Annotated in this window: 22 protein-coding genes and 2 pseudogenes; 4 read left to right on the top strand and 20 right to left on the bottom strand. The window is 36.0% G+C overall.

Translation table 11 applies throughout. From position 1 onward, the window contains the following. Nucleotides 1-125: 125 nt before the first annotated feature. Nucleotides 126-558 (bottom strand): annotated as a pseudogene (tnpA, locus tag V5739_RS14435) (IS200/IS605 family transposase). Nucleotides 559-767: 209 nt separating this feature from the next. On the opposite strand from tnpA, the gene V5739_RS14430 reads away from it, so the two are divergent. Then, entirely contained in the window at nucleotides 768-2,504 is a 1,737-nt protein-coding gene (locus V5739_RS14430) for an asparagine synthase-related protein (RefSeq protein WP_423818731.1), read from the top strand. Nucleotides 2,505-2,527: 23 nt separating this feature from the next. Here V5739_RS14430 and V5739_RS14425 read toward each other — a convergent pair. Next, a pseudogene (locus tag V5739_RS14425) lies at nucleotides 2,528-2,626 on the bottom strand (transposase); the annotation flags it as partial. A 392-nt stretch (nucleotides 2,627-3,018) separates the two neighbouring features. On the opposite strand from V5739_RS14425, the gene V5739_RS14420 reads away from it, so the two are divergent. Further along, the gene (locus V5739_RS14420) at nucleotides 3,019-3,897 is read left to right on the top strand and encodes a glycosyltransferase family A protein (protein ID WP_423818730.1); all 879 of its coding nucleotides are present in this window, start codon (nucleotides 3,019-3,021) and stop codon (nucleotides 3,895-3,897) included. A gap of 273 nt (nucleotides 3,898-4,170) precedes the next feature. Here V5739_RS14420 and V5739_RS14415 read toward each other — a convergent pair whose 3' ends face one another. From V5739_RS14415 to V5739_RS14360, 12 genes are all read right to left on the bottom strand, one after another. Beyond that, on the bottom strand, nucleotides 4,171-5,547 hold the full coding sequence (locus V5739_RS14415; RefSeq protein ID WP_423818729.1) for an acyltransferase: 1,377 nt from the start codon (nucleotides 5,545-5,547) through the stop codon (nucleotides 4,171-4,173). A gap of 13 nt (nucleotides 5,548-5,560) precedes the next feature. Then, nucleotides 5,561-7,012 carry a lipopolysaccharide biosynthesis protein gene (locus V5739_RS14410; RefSeq protein WP_423818728.1) on the bottom strand — a complete coding sequence of 484 codons (1,452 nt, stop codon included), beginning with the start codon at nucleotides 7,010-7,012 and terminating at the stop codon, nucleotides 5,561-5,563. Between the two features lie 361 nt (nucleotides 7,013-7,373). Next, the gene (rfbB, locus tag V5739_RS14405; RefSeq protein WP_423820494.1) at nucleotides 7,374-8,414 is read right to left on the bottom strand and encodes a dTDP-glucose 4,6-dehydratase; all 1,041 of its coding nucleotides are present in this window, start codon (nucleotides 8,412-8,414) and stop codon (nucleotides 7,374-7,376) included. Between the two features lie 14 nt (nucleotides 8,415-8,428). Beyond that, nucleotides 8,429-9,451 carry an NAD-dependent epimerase gene (locus V5739_RS14400; protein WP_423818727.1) on the bottom strand — a complete coding sequence of 341 codons (1,023 nt, stop codon included), beginning with the start codon at nucleotides 9,449-9,451 and terminating at the stop codon, nucleotides 8,429-8,431. A 3-nt stretch (nucleotides 9,452-9,454) separates the two neighbouring features. Beyond that, entirely contained in the window at nucleotides 9,455-10,711 is a 1,257-nt protein-coding gene (locus V5739_RS14395; RefSeq protein ID WP_423820493.1) for a sulfate adenylyltransferase subunit 1, read from the bottom strand. An 11-nt stretch (nucleotides 10,712-10,722) separates the two neighbouring features. Then, nucleotides 10,723-11,628 (bottom strand): sulfate adenylyltransferase subunit CysD, encoded by a 906-nt coding sequence (gene cysD, locus V5739_RS14390; protein ID WP_423818726.1) that lies wholly within the window; start codon nucleotides 11,626-11,628, stop codon nucleotides 10,723-10,725. After that, complete coding sequence (cysC, locus tag V5739_RS14385) at nucleotides 11,621-12,220, bottom strand: adenylyl-sulfate kinase (RefSeq protein ID WP_423818725.1); 600 nt, start codon at nucleotides 12,218-12,220, stop codon at nucleotides 11,621-11,623. Before cysC (V5739_RS14385) ends, cysD (V5739_RS14390) begins: the two co-directional genes overlap by 8 nt. 209 nt (nucleotides 12,221-12,429) lie before the next feature. Then, nucleotides 12,430-12,888, bottom strand: a complete 459-nt coding sequence (locus V5739_RS14380) for a DUF2061 domain-containing protein (RefSeq protein ID WP_423818724.1) — start codon at nucleotides 12,886-12,888, stop codon at nucleotides 12,430-12,432. Next, complete coding sequence (gene cysQ, locus V5739_RS14375) at nucleotides 12,878-13,681, bottom strand: 3'(2'),5'-bisphosphate nucleotidase CysQ (RefSeq protein WP_423818723.1); 804 nt, start codon at nucleotides 13,679-13,681, stop codon at nucleotides 12,878-12,880. Before cysQ (V5739_RS14375) ends, V5739_RS14380 begins: the two co-directional genes overlap by 11 nt. Before the next feature lie 99 nt (nucleotides 13,682-13,780). Beyond that, complete coding sequence (locus V5739_RS14370) at nucleotides 13,781-14,335, bottom strand: hypothetical protein (RefSeq protein ID WP_423818722.1); 555 nt, start codon at nucleotides 14,333-14,335, stop codon at nucleotides 13,781-13,783. Nucleotides 14,336-15,400: 1,065 nt separating this feature from the next. Further along, nucleotides 15,401-16,474, bottom strand: coding sequence for a DegT/DnrJ/EryC1/StrS family aminotransferase (locus V5739_RS14365; protein ID WP_423818721.1), 1,074 nt, complete (start codon nucleotides 16,472-16,474; stop codon nucleotides 15,401-15,403). 70 nt (nucleotides 16,475-16,544) lie between these two features. Continuing rightward, entirely contained in the window at nucleotides 16,545-17,996 is a 1,452-nt protein-coding gene (locus tag V5739_RS14360) for a lipopolysaccharide biosynthesis protein (protein WP_423818720.1), read from the bottom strand. Between the two features lie 106 nt (nucleotides 17,997-18,102). Between V5739_RS14360 and V5739_RS14355 the strand changes: the two genes are divergently transcribed. Together V5739_RS14355 and V5739_RS14350 are read left to right on the top strand one after the other, a co-directional pair. Further along, nucleotides 18,103-19,068, top strand: a complete 966-nt coding sequence (locus V5739_RS14355; RefSeq protein WP_423818719.1) for a hypothetical protein — start codon at nucleotides 18,103-18,105, stop codon at nucleotides 19,066-19,068. 20 nt (nucleotides 19,069-19,088) lie between these two features. Beyond that, a complete protein-coding gene (locus tag V5739_RS14350; protein WP_423818718.1) occupies nucleotides 19,089-20,093 on the top strand; it encodes a glycosyltransferase family 10 domain-containing protein in 1,005 nt (334 codons plus the stop codon). A gap of 44 nt (nucleotides 20,094-20,137) precedes the next feature. Here V5739_RS14350 and V5739_RS14345 read toward each other — a convergent pair whose 3' ends face one another. From V5739_RS14345 to cysQ (V5739_RS14320), 6 genes are read right to left on the bottom strand one after another with little or no spacing between them, the layout of a single operon-like run. Then, nucleotides 20,138-21,394, bottom strand: coding sequence for a sulfate adenylyltransferase subunit 1 (locus V5739_RS14345; RefSeq protein WP_423818717.1), 1,257 nt, complete (start codon nucleotides 21,392-21,394; stop codon nucleotides 20,138-20,140). A gap of 33 nt (nucleotides 21,395-21,427) precedes the next feature. After that, a complete protein-coding gene (locus V5739_RS14340) occupies nucleotides 21,428-21,820 on the bottom strand; it encodes a GxxExxY protein (RefSeq protein WP_423818716.1) in 393 nt (130 codons plus the stop codon). A 41-nt stretch (nucleotides 21,821-21,861) separates the two neighbouring features. Then, nucleotides 21,862-22,767, bottom strand: a complete 906-nt coding sequence (cysD, locus tag V5739_RS14335; RefSeq protein ID WP_423818715.1) for a sulfate adenylyltransferase subunit CysD — start codon at nucleotides 22,765-22,767, stop codon at nucleotides 21,862-21,864. After that, nucleotides 22,760-23,359 carry an adenylyl-sulfate kinase gene (gene cysC, locus V5739_RS14330; protein ID WP_423818714.1) on the bottom strand — a complete coding sequence of 200 codons (600 nt, stop codon included), beginning with the start codon at nucleotides 23,357-23,359 and terminating at the stop codon, nucleotides 22,760-22,762. The genes cysD (V5739_RS14335) and cysC (V5739_RS14330) overlap by 8 nt, the downstream gene beginning before the upstream one ends. A 15-nt stretch (nucleotides 23,360-23,374) precedes the next feature. Continuing rightward, a complete protein-coding gene (locus V5739_RS14325; RefSeq protein ID WP_266069179.1) occupies nucleotides 23,375-23,839 on the bottom strand; it encodes a DUF2061 domain-containing protein in 465 nt (154 codons plus the stop codon). Next, nucleotides 23,829-24,629 (bottom strand): 3'(2'),5'-bisphosphate nucleotidase CysQ, encoded by an 801-nt coding sequence (gene cysQ / locus V5739_RS14320; RefSeq protein WP_423818713.1) that lies wholly within the window; start codon nucleotides 24,627-24,629, stop codon nucleotides 23,829-23,831. Before cysQ (V5739_RS14320) ends, V5739_RS14325 begins: the two co-directional genes overlap by 11 nt. Nucleotides 24,630-24,685 lie beyond the last annotated feature (56 nt).

The following is a 24,685-nucleotide window of genomic DNA, read 5'->3' as shown; positions in this document are numbered from 1 at the left end:
TACAATTTAAAAATAGGGCTGAATATATTATTAAATTATTGCAAACGCCCCCCTTTTATATATAAATTAACCACTATAAACTGTATTGTTTATAGTTTAAATAAGCACCTTAAAGTAAACCATGGTTATTTCTCTATTATAAAGTCACTATTAGCCCGATCGTTGGGCTTACTATGATATTTAAGATACCTATCTACCTATCTGTAATATTAGCCGTACTCCAACATCTGTAACCTATTGCCCAACAATGAATTCCTCCAATTCTTTTCTTTAACGTAGGGAATTATTGTTGAAGTTTTCTGAAGCTACATGCTTGTAGCTCCTTGACCAATGCACTTACATTTGACGAAGAACGTTATTCCAAATGCATCTTAACCTAATCTTTCGAAACAACCTCTTTCAATATACTTATATCCTCAGCTTCGCATCTTTATATCAGTATGATTGAGCAACGAATCTTAAAATCATCTTTCAAAACTCCATATCTGTATTTCGTACACCATACCACGTGTATGTTAGTCTTGAAACGGTATGTCCATTACTCCGTTGTTCTGTCATCTTCACAAAAATAAGTATTTTTAAAAGCTAAAGCGGGATGCATTAAAGTGAATAGTTTAAACTATTTTAGAAGCCAGTTAAATTGGGCAAAGTCTGGCACTATTATGTCCACTTCAAAGTGCTTAGATAACGCAAAGACATACCAATATTACAACTTAATTAATTAGATTTGTTAGAATAGCTGCACACAGAATTCTACTCGTTAAAATATGTCCAAACTCATCTATATAGTACACCGGCACGAAAATAAGGATAAATCGCCAGAAAATAAATTATACAATCTTGCTAAAAATATATCCCCAAAAAATATAAGTTCGAAAGATCCTATTATATATAACAATGCTAAACTTAGCTATGTTCTTATAAACCCAACCAACACTATTAAATATAAAGATGGGAATGTACTTTTGGGTGCCTTTTTTAAAACAGAAGACTGGACTAATTTTAATTCATCAGGTTTCGATGGTAATTATGCCCTCTTTAGGGTCAACTCATCAAAAATGGAGATATTGACTGATGTGCTGGCCACGCGTACTGTCTGGTACTTTCAAGACAGCAGATTATTTATCGCCGCTACCTCACAACGAGCGATCATTCAATATTTGGGAGAATTTAAATTTAACGAAAGTGTGATCCCATGGATGATCTCTTCTGGTTCCTTAGGGCCTAAACTATCCTGGGATTCCAGAATTAAAAAGATTCCAGCAGATGCGGTATTATCTCTGGATAGAAAAGAATGGAAGATAAGAATAAAGAAAACCCCAGTTAAATTTAAAGCTTCTACAGCACCTAAGAAAGAACTTAAAATAAAATTGAAGGCAAAACTTGAAAAGGTGTTTACAAATCTACCCCTCGATTTTTCCAAATGGGTGACCAGTCTTTCGGGTGGATACGATAGCCGGGCTATTTTGAACCTTTTAATTCATACGGGGCATAAAAAAGAACAAATTAAAACGGTGACCTGGGGGGTACCTGAATTTCTTTCAAAGAAAAATAGCGACGCCTCGGTAGCTCAAGAATTAGCTAATGCTTTAAAGATTGACCATACCTTTTTTAATACCGAAGGCCATTCAGAAGCTAAAGACATCCACGCAATTTTTACGCTCTTTTTAAAAAATGGTGAAGGACGAAACGACCATATTCCGTCCTATATGGACGGTTTCAAAATCTGGAAGACCCTTTATGACAATGAAGTTCAAGGTGTTATTAGGGGGGATGAAGTTTTTGGATATAATAAAATTTATTCTGAGGCTATCGTAAAAGATTTTACGGGTATCACAAAATGTTCAGACTTTTCTAATTTACAAAAGTACCCTTATATAAAATCTATTGAACAGAAATTACCCGAGGAATTTTTAAGGCAGAAAAATGAAAGTTTAGATACCTGGAAAGACCGGATATTCCATTTATATAGAATACCCATTATCCAATCTTCTTTAGCCGATTTAAAATATTGTTATATCGAACAAATCAATCCTTTCTTATCGAGAGATATTGTGTACCAGGTTAGGGAATTACCGGATAATTTGAGAAGGGATAAGAAATTATTCCGGGAAATTGTACAACCCCTGGGACCCCAAATTCCTTACTCCAGTCCATCCCATTCACAATTATCTTTTAAAGACATTTTGAGAAGGGCAGATATTGTTTCAGAAATACAGAGAGAATTGAATAGCTCAAATGCGCAGATCATATTCCCTCAAGATTTTTTAAATGCGGTGATGGAAAATATGAAAACCTCTCAGAAAAAAGTCAATAATAGCACCTCTTGGAAAACCAGATTAAAAGATTTGATGCCGGTTTCCATTAAGAAAATGCTAGCACAGAAAAACCTAACCTTAGAGCTGGATGAAAATGTGTTGGCCTTCCGGCTTTACATTGTTTGCAGGATGCATAGAATTTTGGAACAGGATTCAAAAATACTATCTCAAAAAGAGAATAATTGAGTTATTTTAATAATCACCTATCTTATTCCATATTCACGACTGATCTCGGCAGCTGTTTTACCGTTATCGAATTCTTTGAGGATCTTAGAGATTTGCTGAGGGGAAAATTTACTTTTTTTCATACTGTTTAAAATTAAGAGTTATTATACTTTTAAACAGTTCGGTTTTAAGGGAAGCTTACACTTGGTAATATAATAATTTGGGCTATAGGTGTTTTCAAGACAATTTATAATCTGAGTGCTGAATCTCGAAGTTAAATGACAAAACTTTCTTTAATATATTTATCTTTGCGCTATTTTAAAAGCCATAATAGTGTAATTACGGCGATTTCTAAACTTTTACTCACTTTTAGATTTAGTGTATAAATTACAATGATTAGTAAGTACTGTTTTAAGTTTTTAAATTTTATTTCTTTGTGGTCTATATATAAAAAATTAAGAGTAAGGCTAGTTAATTTTTTGAGAATTATTAAAGTCTAATTTTGAATCTATTTTTCTATTAAAATTTATATTTCATGATTTCGATTATCACCTCTACCTATAACAGGGAGGATTTACTTCCAAGAATGCTTCAAAGCATTCTAAACCAAACCTATTCTAATTGGGAACTAGTGTTAATGGATGATGGTTCTACAGATGGTACCGAGAAATTAATTGAAAGATATAATGATTCGCGAATACGGTATTTCAAGGGTGAAAATACCGGTGCTGCTCAAAAAAGAAATGAAGGGGTTTCCCTGGCCAAAGGGGAGTATTTCATACAACTGGATAGTGATGATGAAGTTAAGGAGGACTGGCTGGAGCAATTTGCCAAACATATTAATGGAGATGCTACTTATTTAATTAGTTGTGCATGGGAAAAACGAGATCATAATGGAAACATAGTAGAAACGAGTTATCCAAAAAATATGGGGAAAATGTTTGATAACATAAGTATAAATATTTTGTCTGGTAGTCTTTTAATGAATAGAAAAATTTTTCTAGAAACAGAGGGATATGATACGAAGTTAAATTCCGGCCTACACACAGAATTCTTAATTCGATTAGTACCAGTTTTGCGAAAACATAATGTTAAAGTGATTACTATAAACAAACCTTTGGTAGTTATTCATTTACATGAAGGAGAAAGAATGCGCAGTAACTTTGACGCTATATATAAGGGCTGCACCACAACTCTTAAAAAGCATAAAGAATTATTTGAGCAACATCCCGATATGAATTTTGATTATAATACTGTAGCCGCGGTAATGGCTTTGCGCACCAATAGGTTAAAAATTGCCAGACAGTATCTTCAAAAAGCAATTAAAATTAAACCCTGGAGGTATAAATGCTATATATGGTATATAATTTCTTACTTCCCTTCAATTGTTGAAAGATTTTATCAAAAAAAATAGGCTCTTTGTCTATAACTTCATTTCATGTTGTAGAAATACTGCCTTAAAATGATACAATTATATTAATCAAATATTTCGTTAAGTATTAAAATTCTGCATGTATTCGCTATATAACAATCTACATGATTTTTCCATAAATAGCTTATTCGGTTTGTATAAAAATTCAATTCACAAAGCTTAATTTATCTACTCAATTTATGGCAAATAATATGGAGTGACACCGGATATTCAATTTCCTTTATAAAGTTTATACCGAAAATCTTATAAACCTCCTTAACTTTGATACCCCCAAATTTTCATATTTTCTATAACCATCTCCTTATTTTTCTGAAATAGAGCTTCAGTCTTTGTTTCCAAATCAAGATACCTGGCTTTGTCTCTGCCCTTAACCTTATTGCTTTGAACGACTTGTTTTGGATTTTCTTTAATATCTAAAAAATTATGAATGTTTATAAGATTTTCATTGAATTCCTCTAATTTGATCATTAGTTTATTTTTAGAGGGAATTTCCTGAAATTGTTCATAAATCATATTATTCCAATAATTCCAATACCAAAGATTTTTTTGGTAAACATCTAATTCATTCCATTTTTCTGATGCGAATTCACCGGCGATAATGCCATTAATTCGCAGCCCATGCGACCTATGCTCCTTAACCAATAAATAGGAGGAATTAAATTCAATCGCATCATCATTATCAAACCAGCCACGGGACACGGCAGATTTCATAAAAGACTTTGGATGTCTAATAAGCCAAATAAACTTAGCTTTAGGATATAAGTTTTGTAAAATTTTAACAAACGGAACTAACTTTTGATCTGAATGAACAACAATTGAACTTTCACCTTTATAAAAATTTTCGATAAAATAATAAAGTTTGGCACTCGCCTCATCTTCCGTTATCTTATGGGCTATATATTCCAGGCTTAGAAATTTTAAAAAAATATAAAACGCTTCGTGAAATGCCGAAACTTCATTATTTTTATTCAGGTAATCTACGATTGTTTTAGATCCAGCTCTGCCAGTAGATAAAACAAAAGTTATATTTGTTTCAATATTCTTTTTTAATTCTAAATTATCTGATTTAATTGGAGAACCTGATGCTGCACTAAAAGAATATTCTTTTTCTAATTCAATCATATTCTCCATATTTCGGGTACCTATATGTAACTGTTTAGAAGAAGCTACGATTTCCCCCTTCGATACATTTTTAGTTACTGTAGTTCCCGTTGCAATAATAGCTCCATCTTCAATATTTACTCCGGGTAATATATTTACATTTCTACCAATCCAAACATATCTTCCAATATGTACAGGCTTTGCTATTAAGGTCGAATCATAAGGTAAACTAGCTCCCTCATAATTATGGTTCGTTGAGTAAATCGTTACGTTTCTGCTAATATGGGTGTGATCGCCAATACTAACACCTCCTTTAGAGTCTATATATAAATTTTCTCCCAAGTGTATATTATCACCTAAAATTAGACCAGAAAATTCAGTTATTTTAAATTTTCCATTTACATAGATATTCTTGTGCATTTTGGATAAATCATTGAATTTTTCTTGATAATATCTAGTCAGAAAATAGTCTTCTCTGTCTTTAATAAATTTTAAAATACGATATAAAAAATTTTTAATATTTTCTTTCATTTTATTTTTACAATTACTCCTTATCGTTTCTTTTTAATACTTTATTTACTAAAAACATCACATTGTCTTTCTCAAGCAGATAACTAAAAACTAGAACACTTAAAGCATAAGTCGGAATAGCTAAGTAAACTGGGAAAATATAACTTTTCAGAAAATAAACTAAAGTAAAAGATATTAAACTAATCAATAATGGTATTGAGGAAACTTTTAAAACGGACCATGCTTTTATAGCGAGTAGTTTTTCAAGCATAATTAAAATAAAAATAACTGATAAGATTTTTGCGATTAGAAAACCATAAGCGGTTCCTACCATATCAAATAAATAGGTTCCTATCACAATTGCAGGAACAAAAAAGAATAGGGTTTGAAAAATATTTATAAACAATTGAGCCCTCACTTTTCCTTTTGCCTGAAATAATGCCGAATTACTATTAACAAGCATATGTACGATGACGCCTAAAGATAATATATTGATAAGTTCAATAGAGTTGATCCATTTTTCACCAAAAAAATAAGGGATGAGGGGATCTGAAAAAAGAATCATTCCGAACATAACTGGGTTCACCAATAATCCATTTATTTTAACAACCTTAAGGTAATAATTTTTTAAAATTTTAGGATCGTTTTGAAGTTGCGAAAAGACAGGAAACATGACACTTTTCACAATATTCATTAACTGACTGCGAAAAACATCGGTAAAGATAAAAGCAAACGTATAAATACCCAACGATGCAGCTCCAAGTAATTTTCCAACTATTAAATAATCTATATTAGAAGTTATCTTTCCAAATAAACTGTTTGCTGTTGTATAGATACCAAATCCAAAAATTTCCTGGAAACAGGTTTTATCCCATGCTAGTTTTGGTATATATTTAGATACCATAAAATAAAATGGAACTGCTATAATATTTGTGGCTACTGCATTAGCTACTATTGCCCAAACCCCGAAGCCAGTAAAAGCCATTATAAGAGCTATAATTGCCGCTAAAAAGCTACTAAGGTTACTTATGTATGCTAGTTTTTTAAACTTTAAATCTCTGGTAAGCTGTGCCTTTTGCACGAGGTTTATCGGGCTAACCAGTATACTCAAACTAAGTGCTGGAACAATTAGCTTTAAGATGCTAACATCATAAAACCACGCCGCTAGTGGGCCAATCAAAAAGCTTACAATTAAAAAAACGAGGATAGACCATACTATTCCGCTCCAAAAAGCGGTATGATAATGGGCTTCCCTAAGTTTTTCTTTTTTTCTTTGGATTAAAGCAGCTCCTATTCCTAAATCGTTAAATACATTTATAAAACTAATAAATACGGCAGCCATACCCACTACACCAAAATCTTCCGGAAACAGCAATCTTGCTAAAACGAGTTTAACCAAAAAACCCAATGATCTATTCACTAGTGTTTGAATGGTAGTCCAGATCATTCCAGAAAATATCCTACTTTTTCCTACCACAACAGCCACTGGTTAAAATTTGTGAATTTTAAATAACAGAGGATAGAATTTATATTTTTCACCATTTTATCATTTTTTTATATCCGGTTGTTTTGCTAATGGAGGTTTTGGCAGCCTGAGCTCAGTCGAAGTGTAAGCCAAAAACGTTTCGACTTCGCTCAACTTGACATTATAACTTTTATATGACCTTACTGGACATTGTCCAATCTCTTTTCAAATATTTAAAATTATCACCTAAAAGCATATACAGAAAAGAATATTAAATTCTAATTTTTCCGGTTTATTTAATAAGAAAAGTTTATAAACACCAACCATTACTAAATAAAATCATTTTAATATTTAGTGAAATAATTTTATAATAATTCCTCTACTAACTGTTATAGTGAGTGGTATAATAATTTTGATAATCTCCTGAGGTTACATTGTTTAACCATTTTTTATTTGCCAGATACCAATCAATAGTTTGTTCCAAGCCTTCCTCAAATGTTACGGATGGCTTCCAGCCTAATTCTTTTTTAATCTTGTTGGCATCTATAGCATACCTTTTGTCATGCCCCGGCCTATCTTTAATATAAGTGATCAATGCTTTAGAAGTTCCTTTTTTACGATCAAGTTTATCATCCATTAGATCACATAAAAGTTTTACAAGATCTATATTCTGCCATTCGTTAAAGCCCCCGATATTATAAGTGCAATAATTTTTTCCTTTATGGAACGTTAAATCTATGGCCACCGCATGATCTTTTACATAAAGCCAGTCTCTGGTATATTTACCATCACCATAAACAGGTAATTTTTTTTCTTCTATAATATTGTTGATAAATAATGGGATCAGTTTTTCAGGAAATTGATTGGGGCCATAATTATTGGAACAATTGGTTATTATATAAGGTATATTGTAAGTTTCCCCATAAGCCCTTACAAAATGATCGCTACTTGCTTTAGAAGCCGAATAGGGAGAATTGGGATCATAAGCTGTGGTTTCTGTAAACAATCCAGTTTCACCAAGGCTTCCATACACCTCGTCTGTACTTATATGATAAAATAAATTATCTTTAAAATCTTCAGGCCAGTTATTTTTGGCGGCGTTTAGTAAATTCATTGTACCAATAACGTTTGTTTTTACAAATGCTAATGGATCTGTAATAGATCTATCCACATGAGATTCTGCCGCTAAATGAATTATTTTATCGAACCTGTACTTAGCGAATAGCCTATTAATTTCTTTTTCATCATTAATATCAGCCCTAATGAAATGGTAATTTTTGAAATTTTCCAGATCTTTTAAATTCTCTAAATTGCCCGCATAGGTCAACATATCAAGGTTATATATATGGTATTCCGGATAGTTGATAACAAACAATCTAACCACGTGCGAACCAATAAATCCTGCCCCTCCTGTAATTAATATTTTTCAAAAAACAATTATTTATAATATTTTTTATACCAATTTAAAAATTCTCTTACTCCCTCTGATACCGGCGTTTCAGGCTCATAATGGTATACTTTTTTAAAAGAATCGACATCTGCCCAGGTTCTGCTAACATCCCCGGGTTGCATGGGTAACATTTCTTTCTTTGCCTCCACACCGAGCTGTTTCTCGATCTCGGTAATAAAATCCATCAACTTCACCGGTTTACTGTTGCCAATATTGTAAAGGGAGTAATTATCGGAAGATGCTGCAGCTTTACTATCAAGAATTTTAAAAACGCCCGCTACGATATCATCTATATAGGTAAAATCTCTCTCTAAATTGCCATTATTGAAAACTTTAATAGGCCTGTTATTCACAATGGCATCGGTAAACAGGAACATGGCCATATCGGGGCGCCCCCAGGGGCCATAAACTGTGAAAAATCTGAGTCCGGTAGTTTTAAATCCGTATAAATGGCTATAGGTATAGGCCATCAATTCGTTGCTTTTTTTAGTGGCCGCATATAAACTTATGGGGTGATCTACATTGTCTTCCGTAGAAAACGGTATTTTTTCGTTTTGACCGTACACGCTGGAACTACTGGCATATACCAGATGTTTAATATCGTGATGCCGGCAGCATTCCAATAAATTCAGAAAGCCTACGATATTGCTGTCTATATACGATTCGGGATTTTTTAAACTATATCGCACCCCTGCCTGTGCAGCAAGATTACACACCTTTTTAAAATTGTACTTTGCAAACAGTTTTGGGAGTTGCTCTCTATCTTCCAGATTTAAACGCAAAAATTTAAAACCGGGATATTTAGTGCTTACAGCTTCGTTATTGTAAATTTCGGCTTCAGCTTTATCAATACCCAGTTCAGCTAAGCGATCAAATTTCAGATTTACGTCATAATAGGAGTTGATATTATCAATACCAACCACTTCATAACCTGCTTGCACCAGAACCCTTGATAAATGAAAACCTATAAAACCGGCTGCACCTGTAATTAATATTTTCTTCTTCTTCATAATTTAAATAACCATTCCCGCTGCAACAGTTTCATTGGTACTTTCATCAATAAGAATAATACTCCCAGTAAGCCGGTTATCTCTATAAGAGTCCAACATCAATCTACGGGTAGTTCTAATTTTCACCCGGGCAATATCATTCATGGTCAGATCCTTATCTTCACTATCTCGTTCCAAGGAATTTATATCCATCTTATATACTACCTCTTTGATCATCGCACGTTCTTCATTGGAAGTATGCAATATAGTGTACGTTGCACGAGGTTTAATGGCCTCATTATTCAACCAGCAAAGCATCACATCAAATTCCTGTTCCTGCTCCGGCTGATTATTCTTCTTTACGATCATATCTCCCCTACTTACATCAATATCATCCTCAAGTGTTATTGCTACAGACATTGGGGCGTAAGCTTCTTCAACTTCCTTCTCCCCTGTATTTATCGATCTAATCTTGGAAGTGAATCCTGATGGCAGTACCGCTACTTCATCTCCAGTTCGATAAATACCACTTGTAATCCTTCCGGCATACCCCCTGTAATCCCTATAACTCTCACTCTGCGGTCGTAATACCGTTTGTACCGGAAAACGCGCATCAATCTTATTAATATCACTGCTGATATGAAGATTTTCAAGGATGCTTAAAAAGGTCCCATTCTCATACCAGGCCATATTTTCTGATCGTTTTACTACGTTGTCTCCGTTAAGAGCACTAATAGGAATGAATCTCACATCCTTCATAAGTAGCTTGGAGGAAAACTCTTCGAACTGCCCAATAATATCATTATAAACCTCTTCAGAGTAATCTACCAAATCCATTTTATTAATACACACAATTAAATGGGGAATATTCAATAAGGAAGCAAGAAAAGAATGTCTTTTAGTTTGCTCGATAACCCCGTGCCGGGCATCTATCAGGATCACTGCTGCATTTGCAGTAGATGCACCGGTAACCATATTTCGTGTATATTGAATATGCCCCGGGGTATCTGCAATTATGAATTTACGTTTAGGAGTGGTGAAATACCGGTAAGCAACATCTATAGTTATACCCTGCTCCCTTTCATCTTTCAAACCATCCGTAAAGAGGGCCAGATCAACTCCATCATGACCTTTTTTTGCACTTGTAGCACTTACGGACTCCAGCTGGTCCTCAAAAATGGATTTTGAATCATAAAGCAGGCGACCTATTAATGTACTTTTACCGTCGTCAACACTTCCTGCAGTTGTAAAACGTAGTAATTGGTTGTTATTGATCTCCATCATTATACTTTCTAAAAATATCCTTGTTTCTTTCTATCTTCCATAGCCGTCTCGCTTCTTTTATCATCACTCCTATCCCCTCTTTCTGTCTTCCGCATAGCAGAAACTTCCTGTACGATCTTTTCCAGGGAATCTGCATCTGACTCTATTCCACCAGTGATAGTGATATCACCTAAAGTTCTGAAACGAATTTTTTTCTTCTCTATTTTCTCTCCTTCTTCCAGTCTCGAATATTCAGAAACCGGGATCCATGAGTTGCTTCTGAATACCACTTCCCTTTCATGAGCGTAGTACAAAGATGGAATTTTAATATTTTCTCTTTTAATGTAATTCCAAACGTCCATTTCTGTCCAGTTACTAATTGGAAAAGCCCTGAAATGCTCCCCTTCAAAATGTTTTCCGTTCAGGAGATTCCACAACTCCGGACGTTGGTTCTTTGGATCCCACTGTCCAAAGTCATCCCGGTGAGAAAAAAATCTTTCCTTGGCACGGGCCTTTTCCTCGTCTCTTCTACCTCCCCCAATTGCACAGTCAACCCTGTTTTCTTCAATTGCATCAAGAAGTGTAGTGATCTGTAGTGCATTCCGCGTTGCATTTTTACCTTTTTCCTCTGCTACGCGACCATTATTAATCGATTCCTGTACCGAACCCACAATCAACTTCACTCCTAATTCTTCAATTAGGTCATCCCTGAATTTAATTGTTTCCGGAAAATTATGTCCGGTATCCACATGCATAAGTGCAAAAGGAATTTTTGACGGAAAAAACGCCTTTTTAGCTAAATGGGTAACGAGTATCGAATCCTTACCTCCGGAAAAAAGAATGACAGGGTTTTCAAATTGAGCCCAAACTTCCCGAAGGATGTAAATGGCCTCAGATTCCAACTCATCCAGGTAATTCAAATAATATTTACTCATTGTATTTCAATTTTTCCTTTAAAACTTTAATTATCCTTTTTACTGACTCCTCCACGGTTTCCTCCTCTGTTCTTATCTCAATGGCAGGATCTTCGGGAGCTTCATAGGGAGAACTGATGCCCGTAAAATTTTTAATTTCCCCCGCTCTCGCTTTCTTGTAAAGACCCTTAACATCTCTCTCTTCACAGATCTCCAGAGGTGTGTTTACAAAGATCTCTATGAAATTATCCTGCCCAATAACATTTTTAGCCTCTTCGCGATCCTCTCTTAATGGAGAAATAAAGGCGGTAATAGGAACCATCCCGGCATCCATAAAAAGTTTGGCCACTTCGGCAATTCTCCTATTGTTTTCCTTCCGATCCTCAAGAGAGAAAGTCAAGCCTTTATTCAGGCCACTTCGTACATTATCCCCATCAAGGGAATACGTCCTGATCCCGCTTTTGAATAGTTCTTTTTCTAATTGATTGGCAATAGTAGATTTTCCTGATCCGGAAAGACCTGTGAACCAGATCACGAAGGAATTATGATCATTCTGCCGGTTACGTTCTTCCCGGGAAATATGGTAATCGTGTTTGGTTATATTGGGGGACATTTTTTTCGTTAATTCGTTAATTCGTTAATTCGAGATCTTTTGACTTTAAATAACGAATTGGTTGATTTCATTATACACTATTGTTGTTACAAGAGCTTCTGAGCATTTTAATCCTCTCCTATACCCCTCTTCCCCATGATCCATTTTAGTTTCCTAATCCCCGTGTCACCAAATCTCCGAGTCACCCAGTCTCCCTGTCACCACGTCCTTTAGCCTTCTGTAACTTCTGCTACTTCTTTATCTCTTTCTCTGCGATTGGGAAGTCCAAAGTCGATCTTATACCACGTTCTTTCATGAAGGTAATAAAAGATCATTTTAGTTACTACCTCTGCAAAACCAATTTGTAAACCGGTAACCGGATCCCCCGTAATGATCCAGGCCAATAGCATGGTATCGAGTGTTCCTACAGCTCTCCAGGAAATTGTTTTTGCGAGATGTCTTTTCTTACTGTCATCTCCATTCCTTTTCACCCCCAATTTCACTCTAAACCATATCCTTTCATGAAAATAATATAGGGCCATTTTTGTTATTACCTCTGCGAAGCCGATCTTAAGACCAGTAAAAGGATTACCAGAAATAAACCAGGAGAGAAGGATGGTGTCAATAGTTCCTACTATCCTCCAGGTTACAGCTTTGGCAATATGTCTTTTATGAGAACTATCCTTCATGAGACACAAAGAAATGACCGTTTAAAAGATCTTCACGATTGTAAGTCATTGTTCTTCCCGTTTCCCGGGAAATACAATTCAATCCTACTGCCTCACATATTGCCTGTCCCGCAGCAGTATCCCATTCCATGGTAGGGGCAAAGCGAGGATAAACCTGGGCTTTCCCTTCTGCAACCAAACAAAATTTTAAGGAGCTCCCTTTGGAGACCACTTCGATCCCCTTTCCATATTTTTTTTTCAATTCCTCAATATATTCCAGGGTGTCGTCATTCATGTGGGATCTGCTACCCACTACTCTTATACAATCTTCATGACCGGAAGGCAAAATTTCCTCAGCTTTGTCTAAAATATCATCAATATTAAGATCATCCGTGGTAAGAGAAACTTTAAATGCTTTATTTTCTGAAACATCTGCAAAATACAGACTGTTAAGAGCAGGTGCGAAGATCACCCCCAATCTTGGTTTTCCAAGGGAAACGAGGGCAATGTTTACAGTAAACTCCCCATTTCTTTTGATAAATTCCTTGGTCCCGTCTAATGGATCTACGATCCAGCATTCTTCCCACTGTTTCCTAACCCTATAGTCAATTTGTTTATTCTCCTCACTGATCAGGGGAATATTGGTGGAAAGCAGAAATTCATTAATAACCTCACTCGCCCTTTTATCTGCAATTGTCAGAGGGGAATTATCTTCTTTGGCCTGGATTTCAAAATTCTCACTTTCATATATCTCCATGATGACTTTTCCCGCAGCTAGCGCTGCTTCAATTGCAATCTTTAAATTTTTATTCAAACCTGTCCAATAATTATGAGGCTGCAAATATACTCAGCTAATATTGAATAGCATGAAAAAATGATCTTAAAGAACTGTGAAAAGCAATTTTATTGAAAATCAATATTTCCTGACATAAAGTTTGGCCTTTAAACTATCTTTTCTTTCAAATTTCAACTTCAAAAGCATCTTTTCAAAACTGCTTAATACTTCAGTATCAAGACCAGGATAAGAATCTACTACAAAAATAGCGATATCTTGGCCTTTATATAATGAAAGAGCTTCCTGAATATGTGAAATGAATTCTATATTATCAACAGGTTGAAAAAAGGATGCAATTCCAAAGGAATTCTCAGGATATAAATATTGAAAAGCATGACTCTTGTCCCCATAGAAATAAACTTTGATATTCCTTTTTCTTAGTTCTTTCACTTCGGCATCTATTGCGTTTAAATATTGCGATCTTGATTTACTAGTGCGAATTGGAGAAAGCAACTTGTGCTTGGGAACTGCATTAAGTGAGAGTAAATTCTTATCCTCATATACCCCATAAAGTTTATTTACAAGGGAAAACGGGATCAGGACGAGGAGCAGTATTGACCAGTATGTTTTACCTACTGAATGGCCCATACTAAAAACGAATGGGAACAATACAAACAATGAATAGCCTTTCAAAAGTCCGGTGTTTGATCCAAAGAGATTGATGAATAAAAAAAGAAAGTACAGAACAAATATCTTAGGTTGCAATGCCGGTTGTTTCTTCCAATGGTATATTTGAATTCCTGTATAGGACAAAACGACTGCAAAAATGAAAAGAGAATAGTTAAAAAGGTATTTAGTGGGAAGAAGGTAAATACTCATAAAGATCAGCAGGATAATTATGAGCAAGAAATATGTGAAGATTTTTGAAATCCTTCCCCATATAATTTGGAACAGGAAATAGCTAATGAGAATGAAACTGAGGAAAAAGAACAACTGAATTCCATCCCGGAGATAATTTTGAAGGAGTTCTGTAAAAACATGTGAATCTGCGCTAGCTGAAGCACTCACAAATGAATTCCAGCTCTCGTAATACAGAGCATAACGTAAAGTTATTACCAGAAGTGATAGCAATAGAAATATCACCTCCTGCCGGCGGTACAACAAAGTCTTTGGAAAAGCCTTCCTAAAAAAAAGAAACCAGAAAAAAATAATGGGTAAGACCAGAATATTAGGTAGCCTTATTAATACAGCGGCTGCACAAAGAAGGGACAGGAAAAGGAGTTTGGAAAACTGTGGGGTTTTTAGGTGATTAATAGAAATAGTAAAGATCAGCGACAGAAAAAAAATGCTGAAGGTGTCGTAGCCCAGAATGTTAACGTTAAATGGAAGAAATAAAATTAAACCGCATGCCAGATAGAACAGAATTTTATTTCTGGAAAGCTGTGGCTTCAAAATGAGGAATGGAAGGAGGAATGAGATTAAAAGAAAAAAGGAATTCGTCAGCCGTAAAAAAATGATTTCAGGACCCAGCAACTCTACAATCTCTCTTATGATCAGAGAACTGCCCAGAAAAGGATAGAGATGTTTGTCTCCGGCAGGATAAAGCGCCTGATTCAGGTGATAGAAACTATCCGTAAAATCGAGTCCGAAAAAGGTAGCTGCGAAGAAAAAGGAAATTGCCAGGAATAGAGATAAATAAACAAAAAGCCTCTTCTGCTTTACATTTAAAATTTCAAAAGTTTTCATTCTCAATTGTAATTATTCAGAAGCAATTAACGTGGTGCGGATTTCTTTTAACTGTGCTGGATTCAAATCTGCATAAAAAGTAAGACAAAGAATTCTATGGGAAATAGATTCTGAAATTTCCAATTTTTTTCCTTGAATGTATGATAAAGAATTGAGAGAGGGATAAAAATAACGTCTTGGAAAGATTACTTTTTCATTCAGAATCTTCTGTGTTTTTAAAAGATGCTTTTTATCAGAAAAAATTACCGGAAAATAGCTGTAATTCCATTCTACACCACCCCGAAGTTTGATCATGTTAAGCTGAGATTCTTTAAGAGCTTCCTGGTAAAAGTCATAAATCTTTTTTCTTGGCTTAATATCGAAATCTACATAGGGTAAAACCGCTAATCCCATTGCAGACTTTAGCTCACTCATTTTTGCATTAATTCCCAATCCTGAAAACTCCGTCGCGCTTTTGTTTCCAAAGTTATGTTTGTAAAATAGTTCCTCATAAAGTTCAGGATCTTTGCAAAACATAGCTCCTCCTTCCCCGGTGTGGAAGATCTTGGTAGCATGGAAGCTACAGGTGCTTACATCTCCAAAATTAAAGATCGACTGGCCTTTATACTTTACTCCAAAACAATGGGCGGCATCATAGATTACTTTCAGCCCGTGTTTCTTTGCTATCCTATCGATCTCCTCCACGTTACATGGATTGCCGAATACATGGGTTGCCAGGATGGCTGTGTTTTTTTCTGTAATGGCAGCTTCAATCTTAGTTTCATCTATGGTGAGATATTCGGGATGAATATCAACGAATACCGGGGTACAATTCTCCCACACGATAGCGGCGGTTGTGGCTACATAACTGAAAGGAGTGGTGATCACCTCTCCGTTTCCTGCCAGCACTTTTAAAGCGATCTGCAGAGGTAAGGTACCATTGGCGGTAAGAATAAGGTCTGGCGAATCCAGATAATCTTTAAGCTTTGCCTGTAACTCATACCACAGTTTTCCGCCGTTCGCGATCTGATTGGAATTCCAGATCTGCTCCAGGTATTTTTGATACTCCTCAATTGGAGGAAGAAAAGTTTTGGTGACGTTGATCATACCTTCTGATTAAGATCTTTTAAAATGTAATGATGAATTTTGAGCAATGTCTGAAATCTTAAAGAGAGTATTATATTTTTTTTTCCAATCTATCCCTGAGTAGATCTATTAGTTGCGGTAATTGTTCAAACCTGCCAAAAATCGATAATATAAAATACCCCCCAAAGCCCACAATTCCTCCTGTTAGTAACCGGATAAAATCTGGAAATTCAGAGAAAAGCTTCTGGTCCCCCAGCCAAACAATAGTAGCACTAAAAAAAGTTATTAAATAAATGGGGAAAACATCTAATAATTGGGAACGCAAAGGATAAGTAATAAATCTTTGGGTATAATAAGCATTTATCACAAATGCCAGTACCGAAAGAACAACCTGCCCCCATAGCAAACCATATATTCCAAATGGTATGATTAATAACAGGGAAAAAAGAATGAGAATTTTCTTTACAATCTCCAACTTCAGAAAAAGATCACTTCTCCCATAAATATTTAATAAACTTAAATTATAACTATGAAGAGGTAAGAGTAATCCACCTAAACATAAGATCTGAAAATAAGGAACTGCCGGTAGCCACTTTTCAGTAAAAAGAAATCTGAACAGGGGATCTGCTAGTGCAGCACTAATCATCAAAACCGGACTCACTATATATAAAACCATCTTCAAAAGTTTTCTAAAAACACTTTTTAGGCGTTCCGGTTCATCCTTTATCCCTACGAACATGGGGAAACTAACCTTGTTGAGAGCTCTCTCTATATTGCTTAGCGGTAATTGTTTAGTACTTTCTGCACGGCTGTAGAAACCCAATAAAGCCGGAGAAAAATATTTCCCTATTACTACTAAATACAGGTTGTTGAAAATTCTGTTAAGCAAATTAGCCAGTCCAAGCTTATATCCATAACTCCAGTGTTTATAAAAAAGATTTTTATCAAAAATTCGAGAAGGAAACCAACTTGAATATTTCCAGATAAGTACAAAATTAAGTATAGAATTCAACAAACTGCTATAGACAAGGCTCCATACTCCATATCCTTTAATGGCTAGTAAGATTCCTAGAGCTCCACTTATTACTGCCGCAGGAATAGCAGTAAGAGTCTGCACTTTAAAATTCATGTTTCGTGTAAACAAAGCAATATGAACGGAAGTGGCCGCAGAAAGAATAAAAGTTAAACAATATACCCTGATAATGTTTGTGAGTATTTCCTGATCATAAAATTGAGCAATAAAGGGAGCTCCGGCAAATATTATAAGATAAATTAGGGTACCTGCAAGTACATTAAAGATAAAAACAGTAGAAAAATCCCTGTCACCCGCTTCGGTATCACGAATGATGGAGAGACTCAATCCACTGTCCATAAGACCATTCCCAACAGCAACAAAAACAGCGATCATGGCAATTAACCCAAATTCTTCAGGAAGTAATAACCGGGCTAAGATTAGTGAGATAACAAACCCAATGACCTGGTTCCCGAATTGCTGCGTAAAAGTCCATACCAGTCCCGAAGTAACGACCTTTCTTAATGCCATTGAATTAGTTGGTTGTCTTTAGAAGATAAAGCGAAAGTAAAACTTATTTCCTGAAAAAAGACAAAAGCGGGTTTTAAAAGGAAAATATTCCATATTAATCCTAATTTTGACAAACTATTATCAGCAATTGAAAGCCTTTAATAACATCAAAAAATTACACAGGTATAAGGAGTTAAACAATTCATTTGAAGAGAAACTCACCTTTCATTTTGGAGCCAATGCCGGGTTCTTTTCTGAATTCAATAATATGGTTTTTGCCATTCTTTACTGCTTACAGAACGGGATTAAATTTAGATTATATTCAAAAAGAGGAAATTTAGCCTATAAAAAAGGCTGGCAGGATTTCTTCTTAGCTTTTTGTCAGGAAACTGAATTCTATCTACACAGCAGGTATAACAGAAGAGCTTATCAGATGGAAGAAGCCAACCCCTTTCCTCCCGCTCTTTTGAGAATTGTTTCAGGAAACCAATATTTAACCCAGGATGTCTGGGATAAATTTCGCTGCAGGGAATTCGAAAAAGAAATTTTTAATATTCCTGAACTCGGTATAAATAATGAAGTTCTTCCGCGTGCAGCTCAGACAATAATAAATATGATTTGGCGCTATAATGAACCTGCTGCAACTTATATTGAAGAATTCAAAGCTTCGGCTTCTGTACCTAAAACATATATAAGCATGCATATTCGGGCCGGAGATAAAACAAAGGAAAAAAAGATCTATGATTTTGAGGTTTATATGGAAGAGGCAGAAAGACTATCCATATCTCAAAATATATTTGTTCTGACTGATGACTACAAGCTCATGCTGTCTCTTAAAAAAAATTATCCCGACTGGAATTTCATTACTTTATGTCATCCCTCAGAAGAAGGATATGTACACAATGAATTTCTTAAACTCAGCAAAAAGGAAAAATATCTAAGATTGTTGAAGCTTTTAACCAGTATTGAAATATGTGCTTCTTCTGAACATTTTATTGGCACCTTCAGCTCAGGACCCGGAAATTATTTGGGGATGAGAATGGGAGAAGAGAAATGTACAGGTATTGATTATAAACACTGGTTGTTATGGTAATGACTAATAAAAATGCGAAGGTGGAGAATTCAACACCAAAGCCTGTAAAAATCTGGTTCACCGATTTCTATAAAGGCTTTGATCCCGCCAATAATTATTTGTATGAAATTTTAAGTCGGCACTACGAACTTGTTCTTGATCCTGAGAATCCCGACTTCCTCATTTATTCTTGTTATGGCCATGATTTTTTAAAATATCCTAATCCGGTAAAAATATTTTATACGGGTGAAAATCTTGTTCCCGACTTTAATCTTTGTGATTACGCACTTGGCTTTAGCCACTTAGAATTCGGAAATCGTTACTTAAGATATCCGAATTTTGCTCTTATCCCCGACCAGTTTGAAGAGCTCCTGAAGCCAAGATCATTTACAATAGAAGACGTTGAAAAGAAAGAATATTTTTGCAACTTTATTTATTCCAATTCCCAGGCAGACCCTATGAGAGATGAGTTCTTCTATCTCCTAAGCAATTACCGGAAAGTCCATTCTCCAGGCAGGCATCTCAATAATGCTACCATGGATATTGGAGGAAGATTTACCAAAGACTGGATGTATTCGAAACTGAAATTTCAATCTAAATGTAAATTTTCCATAGCTTTTGAAAATTCTTCCTCTCCCGGCTATACTACAGAAAAATTAATGCATGCCTATATCACCAATACAATTCCCATTTACTGGGGAAATCCTGAGGTGGCCAAAGATTTTAATCCGAAATCTCTGATTAACTGTCATGAATTTAAAACTTTTGAAGAGGTGATTGAGAGGGTGAAAGAAATTGATCAAAATGATGAGCTGGCGCTTCAAATGTTAAATGAACCTCCCTTTCCCGAAAATGAAATCCCTGAAAACCTGAAGGAGGAGACCCTGGAAAAATTCTTACTTTCAATTTTTGATCAGGATCCAAAAATGGCATTTTTAAGACCCCGCTTTGGAACAACCCGCAACTATGAAAATGAATTGCTTGAAAAATTTCTTACGGAGAAGTCAGGGACCTTTGGTTCAATCAAGAAATTCCTGAAGCTCTAATTAAAAGATTACGCGGATTCATACGAATTTCACGGATTATGTTTTTAGACAATCATCCCCGCTGCCACCGTTTCATTTGTATTCTCATCAACGAGAATTATACTTCCGGTATTTCTGTTGTCACGGTAGGAATCTATCATTAAAGGACGAGTACACCTGATTTTAACCCGGGCAATATCATTCATGTTTAACCCTTTATCGTTAGTGATTCGATCATATGAGTTAATGTCAACTTTGTAAATCACCTCCTTAATTATAGCGCGCTGCTCGTTAGAACTATGAGTGATAGAATATTTGGCCTGGGGCTTGGCTGCTTCATCATTTAACCAGCAAAGCATCACATCGAATTCCTGCGTTGCTTCGGGCTGATTATTTACTCTTACGATCATGTCACCCCTGCTCACATCGATATCATCCTCCAGAGTCAGAGCAACAGACATGGGAGCGTAGGCTTCTTCAATTTCTGTTTCACCTGAATTCATAGATCTTATTTTTGATGTAAAGCCAGATGGCAAAACTGCCACTTCATCTCCAACACGGTAAATTCCACTCGCCACTCTTCCTGCATAACCTCTATAATCTCTATACTCTTCATTTTGAGGCCTCAAAACTGTCTGCACAGCAAAACGTGCATCAATTTTATTGACATCACTACTAATATGTAGGGTTTCCAAGATGTTAAGCAGCGTTCCTCCCTGATACCAACGCATATTCTTTGACTGATTCACAACGTTATCTCCTTCCAGGGCACTAATAGGAATGAACCGAACATCCTTCATGAGTAGCTTAGATGAAAACTCTTCAAATTGAGAAATTATTTCATTAAACCTTTGCTCATTATAGTCTACAAGATCCATTTTATTTACACATACAATAAGGTGAGGGATATTAAGCAAAGAAGCAATAAAAGAATGCCTTTTGGTTTGTTCAATAACCCCATGACGCGCATCAATTAATACCACTGCTGCGTTTGCCGTAGATGCCCCTGTAACCATGTTACGGGTATATTGAATGTGCCCTGGTGTGTCTGCGATTATAAATTTTCTCTTAGGAGTTGTAAAATACCGGTAAGCAACATCTATAGTAATTCCCTGCTCCCTTTCATCTCTTAACCCATCGGTAAAAAGCGCGAGATCTACTCCCCTATGTCCCTTTTTTGCACTGGTAGCGCTCACCGATTCAAGTTGGTCTTCAAAGATTGATTTGGAATCATATAGGAGGCGACCTATGAGGGTGGACTTGCCGTCGTCCACACTACCAGCTGTCGTAAATCTAAGTAATTGGTTATTTTCTATTTGCATTATGTCACTAATTATCGCGAATTTCTCAACGAATTAACGCGAATGGGTTGTATTAATAATTCTTTTGTAAGTTAAGGAGGTAGTACCGAAATTCACCAGAACACCAAGCTCTTTCCTGGTAGCAGCTAAATAATTATTTAATTGTGAAAGGAAAGCTACAGGGACATATTTGACCGACTTTATCTCCAGAATAATTTTATCAAAGCAAACGAAATCAGCTATAAAGTATTTCTTCAGTTTTCTATCCTCATAGAAGATATTCAGCTTTACCTGGCGTTCGAAAGGAATCCCTGCGACTTTGAATTCTTGCTCCAGAGCTTCTTCATAAACCGATTCAAGAAAGCCTGGTCCAAGTCCACGGTGTACCTTCATACATGCACCTATTATTATATAACTCTCTTCCTTAAATAAGATTTTATCTTCCATGCAATTCGCAATAATTCGCTTCAATTCGCCATAATTCGTGTTTAAAAATAGCCCTGGCGCTTCCTATCCTCCATCGCGGTTTCACTCCGTTTATCATCACTCCTATCTCCTCTTTCGGTCTTACGCATTGCTGAAACTTCCTGAACAATCTTTTCCAACGTATCTGCTTCAGATTCTATTCCTCCAGTAATCGTAATATCTCCAAGTGTTCTAAAGCGGATTTTTTTAATTTCCGATTTTTCATCTTGTCCCAACTTCAAAAATTCAGAAACGGGGATCCAGGAATTATTCCTCCATACTACTTCCCGCTCATGTGCAATATAAAGCGACGGGATTTCAATATTTTCTCTTTTTATGTAATTCCACACATCCATTTCGGTCCAGTTACTAATGGGAAAAGCTCTAAAGTGTTCTCCTTCAAAATGTTTTCCATTTAAAAGATTCCATAGTTCCGGACGCTGGTTCTTTGGATCCCACTCTCCAAAATCGTTGCGGTGAGAGAAGAATCGCTCCTTTGCCCTCGCTTTTTCTTCATCCCTTCTACCTCCCCCTATAGCACAATCAACTTTATGCTCTTCAATAGCGTCTAATAAAGTAGTAATTTGAAGTGCATTTCTGGTAGCATTTTTACCTTTTTCTTCTGCAACTCTTCCTTTATTTATAGACTCCTGAACCGAGCCCACAAGCAATTTTACTCCTAGTTTTTTTACAAGTTCATCTCTGAATTGAATAGTTTCAGGAAAGTTATGCCCTGTATCTACATGAAGTAAAGCAAAAGGAATCTTAGCGGGAAAAAAAGCCTTTTTCGCCAGATGAGTAACAAGAATAGAATCCTTACCACCGGAAAACAAAATCACCGGATTTTCAAATTGAGCCCAAACCTCTCTTAGAATAAAGATCGCTTCAGATTCTAACTCATCAAGATAGTTCAAATAATATTTACTCATCTAATTTCAGTTTTTGTTGCAGAAATTCATAAAGTCTCTCGACAGCTTCTTCTGCAGATTCCTCTTCGGTATTAATTTTAATATCTGGATTTTCAGGAGCTTCATAAGGAGCACTTATGCCCGTAAAATTCTTTATTTCCCCCTGCCTGGCCTTTTTATAAAACCCCTTTACATCCCTCTCTTCGCAGACCTCGAGCGGAGTATTTACAAACACCTCCACAAAATTTTCTTTCCCTATTATATCTTTCGCCTGCTCCCTATCCTCTTTAAGGGGAGAAATAAAAGCCCCTATAGTTACTATTCCTGCGTCAACAAACAGTTTAGCGACTTCTGCTATTCGCCGGTTATTTTCATGACGGTCTTCCCTGCTAAAACTTAAACCTTTATTCAGTCCGCTGCGGATGTTATCCCCATCAAGAGAATAAGTAGATATTCCCTCTTTAAAAAGGCGTTTTTCAAGACTGTTTGCAATAGTTGATTTTCCTGAACCTGAAAGCCCTGTAAACCAAATAACCATAGATTGGTGCTGATTCTTCCTGGTGCGATCTTCCCTCGAGACACTATATTTATGTTCTACGATATTCTTTTTCATGCTATAGACAGCTTTCTATTTATTTGAGGCAAGAATATTCATCTTAGATTCTTTTGATTTTCTTTTGTGAGCCACCCCATAATCAATCCTGTACCATGCTCTTTCGTGAAAATAGTACAGCAACATTTTTGTCACTACCTCAGCCAGTCCTATTTTTAATCCCGTAACAGGATTCCCTGTGATTATCCAGGCAAGCAGCATAGTATCTACTGTTCCTACTATTCTCCAGGAAATAGTCTTGGCAAAATGCCTTTTTCTACTACTCCATTTTCCTGAGGATGCCAAAAACTCCCCTTTAAACCATAATCTTTCATGAAAATAGTATAGCGTCATTTTTGTTATTACCTCGGCCAAACCAATTTTAAGACCTGCAAAGGGATCTCCGGAAATCATCCAGGCCAGGAAAAAAGTATCCATGGTTCCAACGATTCTCCACGTAATTGTTTTAGCTAAATGCCTTTTATAAGATCTATCCTTCATAAACAACAGAAAAATGGTCGTTTTTAAGGTTTTCCCTGTTGTAGGTGATACGCTCTCCTGAAGCTGCCCATCTGCAGGTAAAGCCAACGGCTTCACAAATAGCCTGTCCGGCAGCGGTATCCCACTCCATGGTTGGGCCAAATCTCGGATAAACATGGGCTGCGCCCTCGGCAAGTAAACAAAACTTAAGAGAACTTCCTTTGGATAATACTACCACTTCTTTCCCTTCTTCTTTGAGCTTTTCAATAAAATCAAGGGTTGCTTGGTTCATATGCGATCTACTACCCACAACTTTTATCTCGGATCCTGCCTGTTGAGGAAAGATCTGGGTTGAATTAGTAAGAATCAGATCCAGATCCAAATCTTCATTTTCTAAGGTTATCTGATAAGCCTTAGATTCAGTTACTTCAGCAAAATATAGCGACTTTAGAGCAGGAGCATAAATTACTCCCAGCACAGGATTCCCTTCAAATACCAAAGCAATATTGACGGTAAACTCCCCATTTCTTTTTATAAATTCCTTGGTTCCATCTAACGGATCTACAATCCAACATCTTTGCCAGCTTTTTCTTTCTTCAAAAGATAGTTGGATATTCTCTTCACTTATTACAGGTATTCCGGAAGGAATTAGAAACTCATTAATAATATCATTCGCTCGTCGATCGGCAATGGTTAGAGGAGAGTCGTCTTCCTTCAGTTCAACCTGAAGATCCTTCTGCTCATAAATTTTCATGATCTTCCTGCCGGCTGCGATGGAAGCCTCTATAGCTGTTCTTAAGTGATTTTTCATAGAGGGGCTAAATATACCGAAACCTGTAGAAACAGAGAAAGAGAATCATAAAAAAG

This window comes from Salinimicrobium sp. TIG7-5_MAKvit, assembly GCF_049569215.1.
Classification (GTDB): Bacteria; Bacteroidota; Bacteroidia; order Flavobacteriales; family Flavobacteriaceae; genus Salinimicrobium; species Salinimicrobium profundisediminis.
The sequence above is the reverse complement of the archived record's forward strand: the minus strand, read 5'-3'. Positions and strand labels throughout refer to the sequence as shown.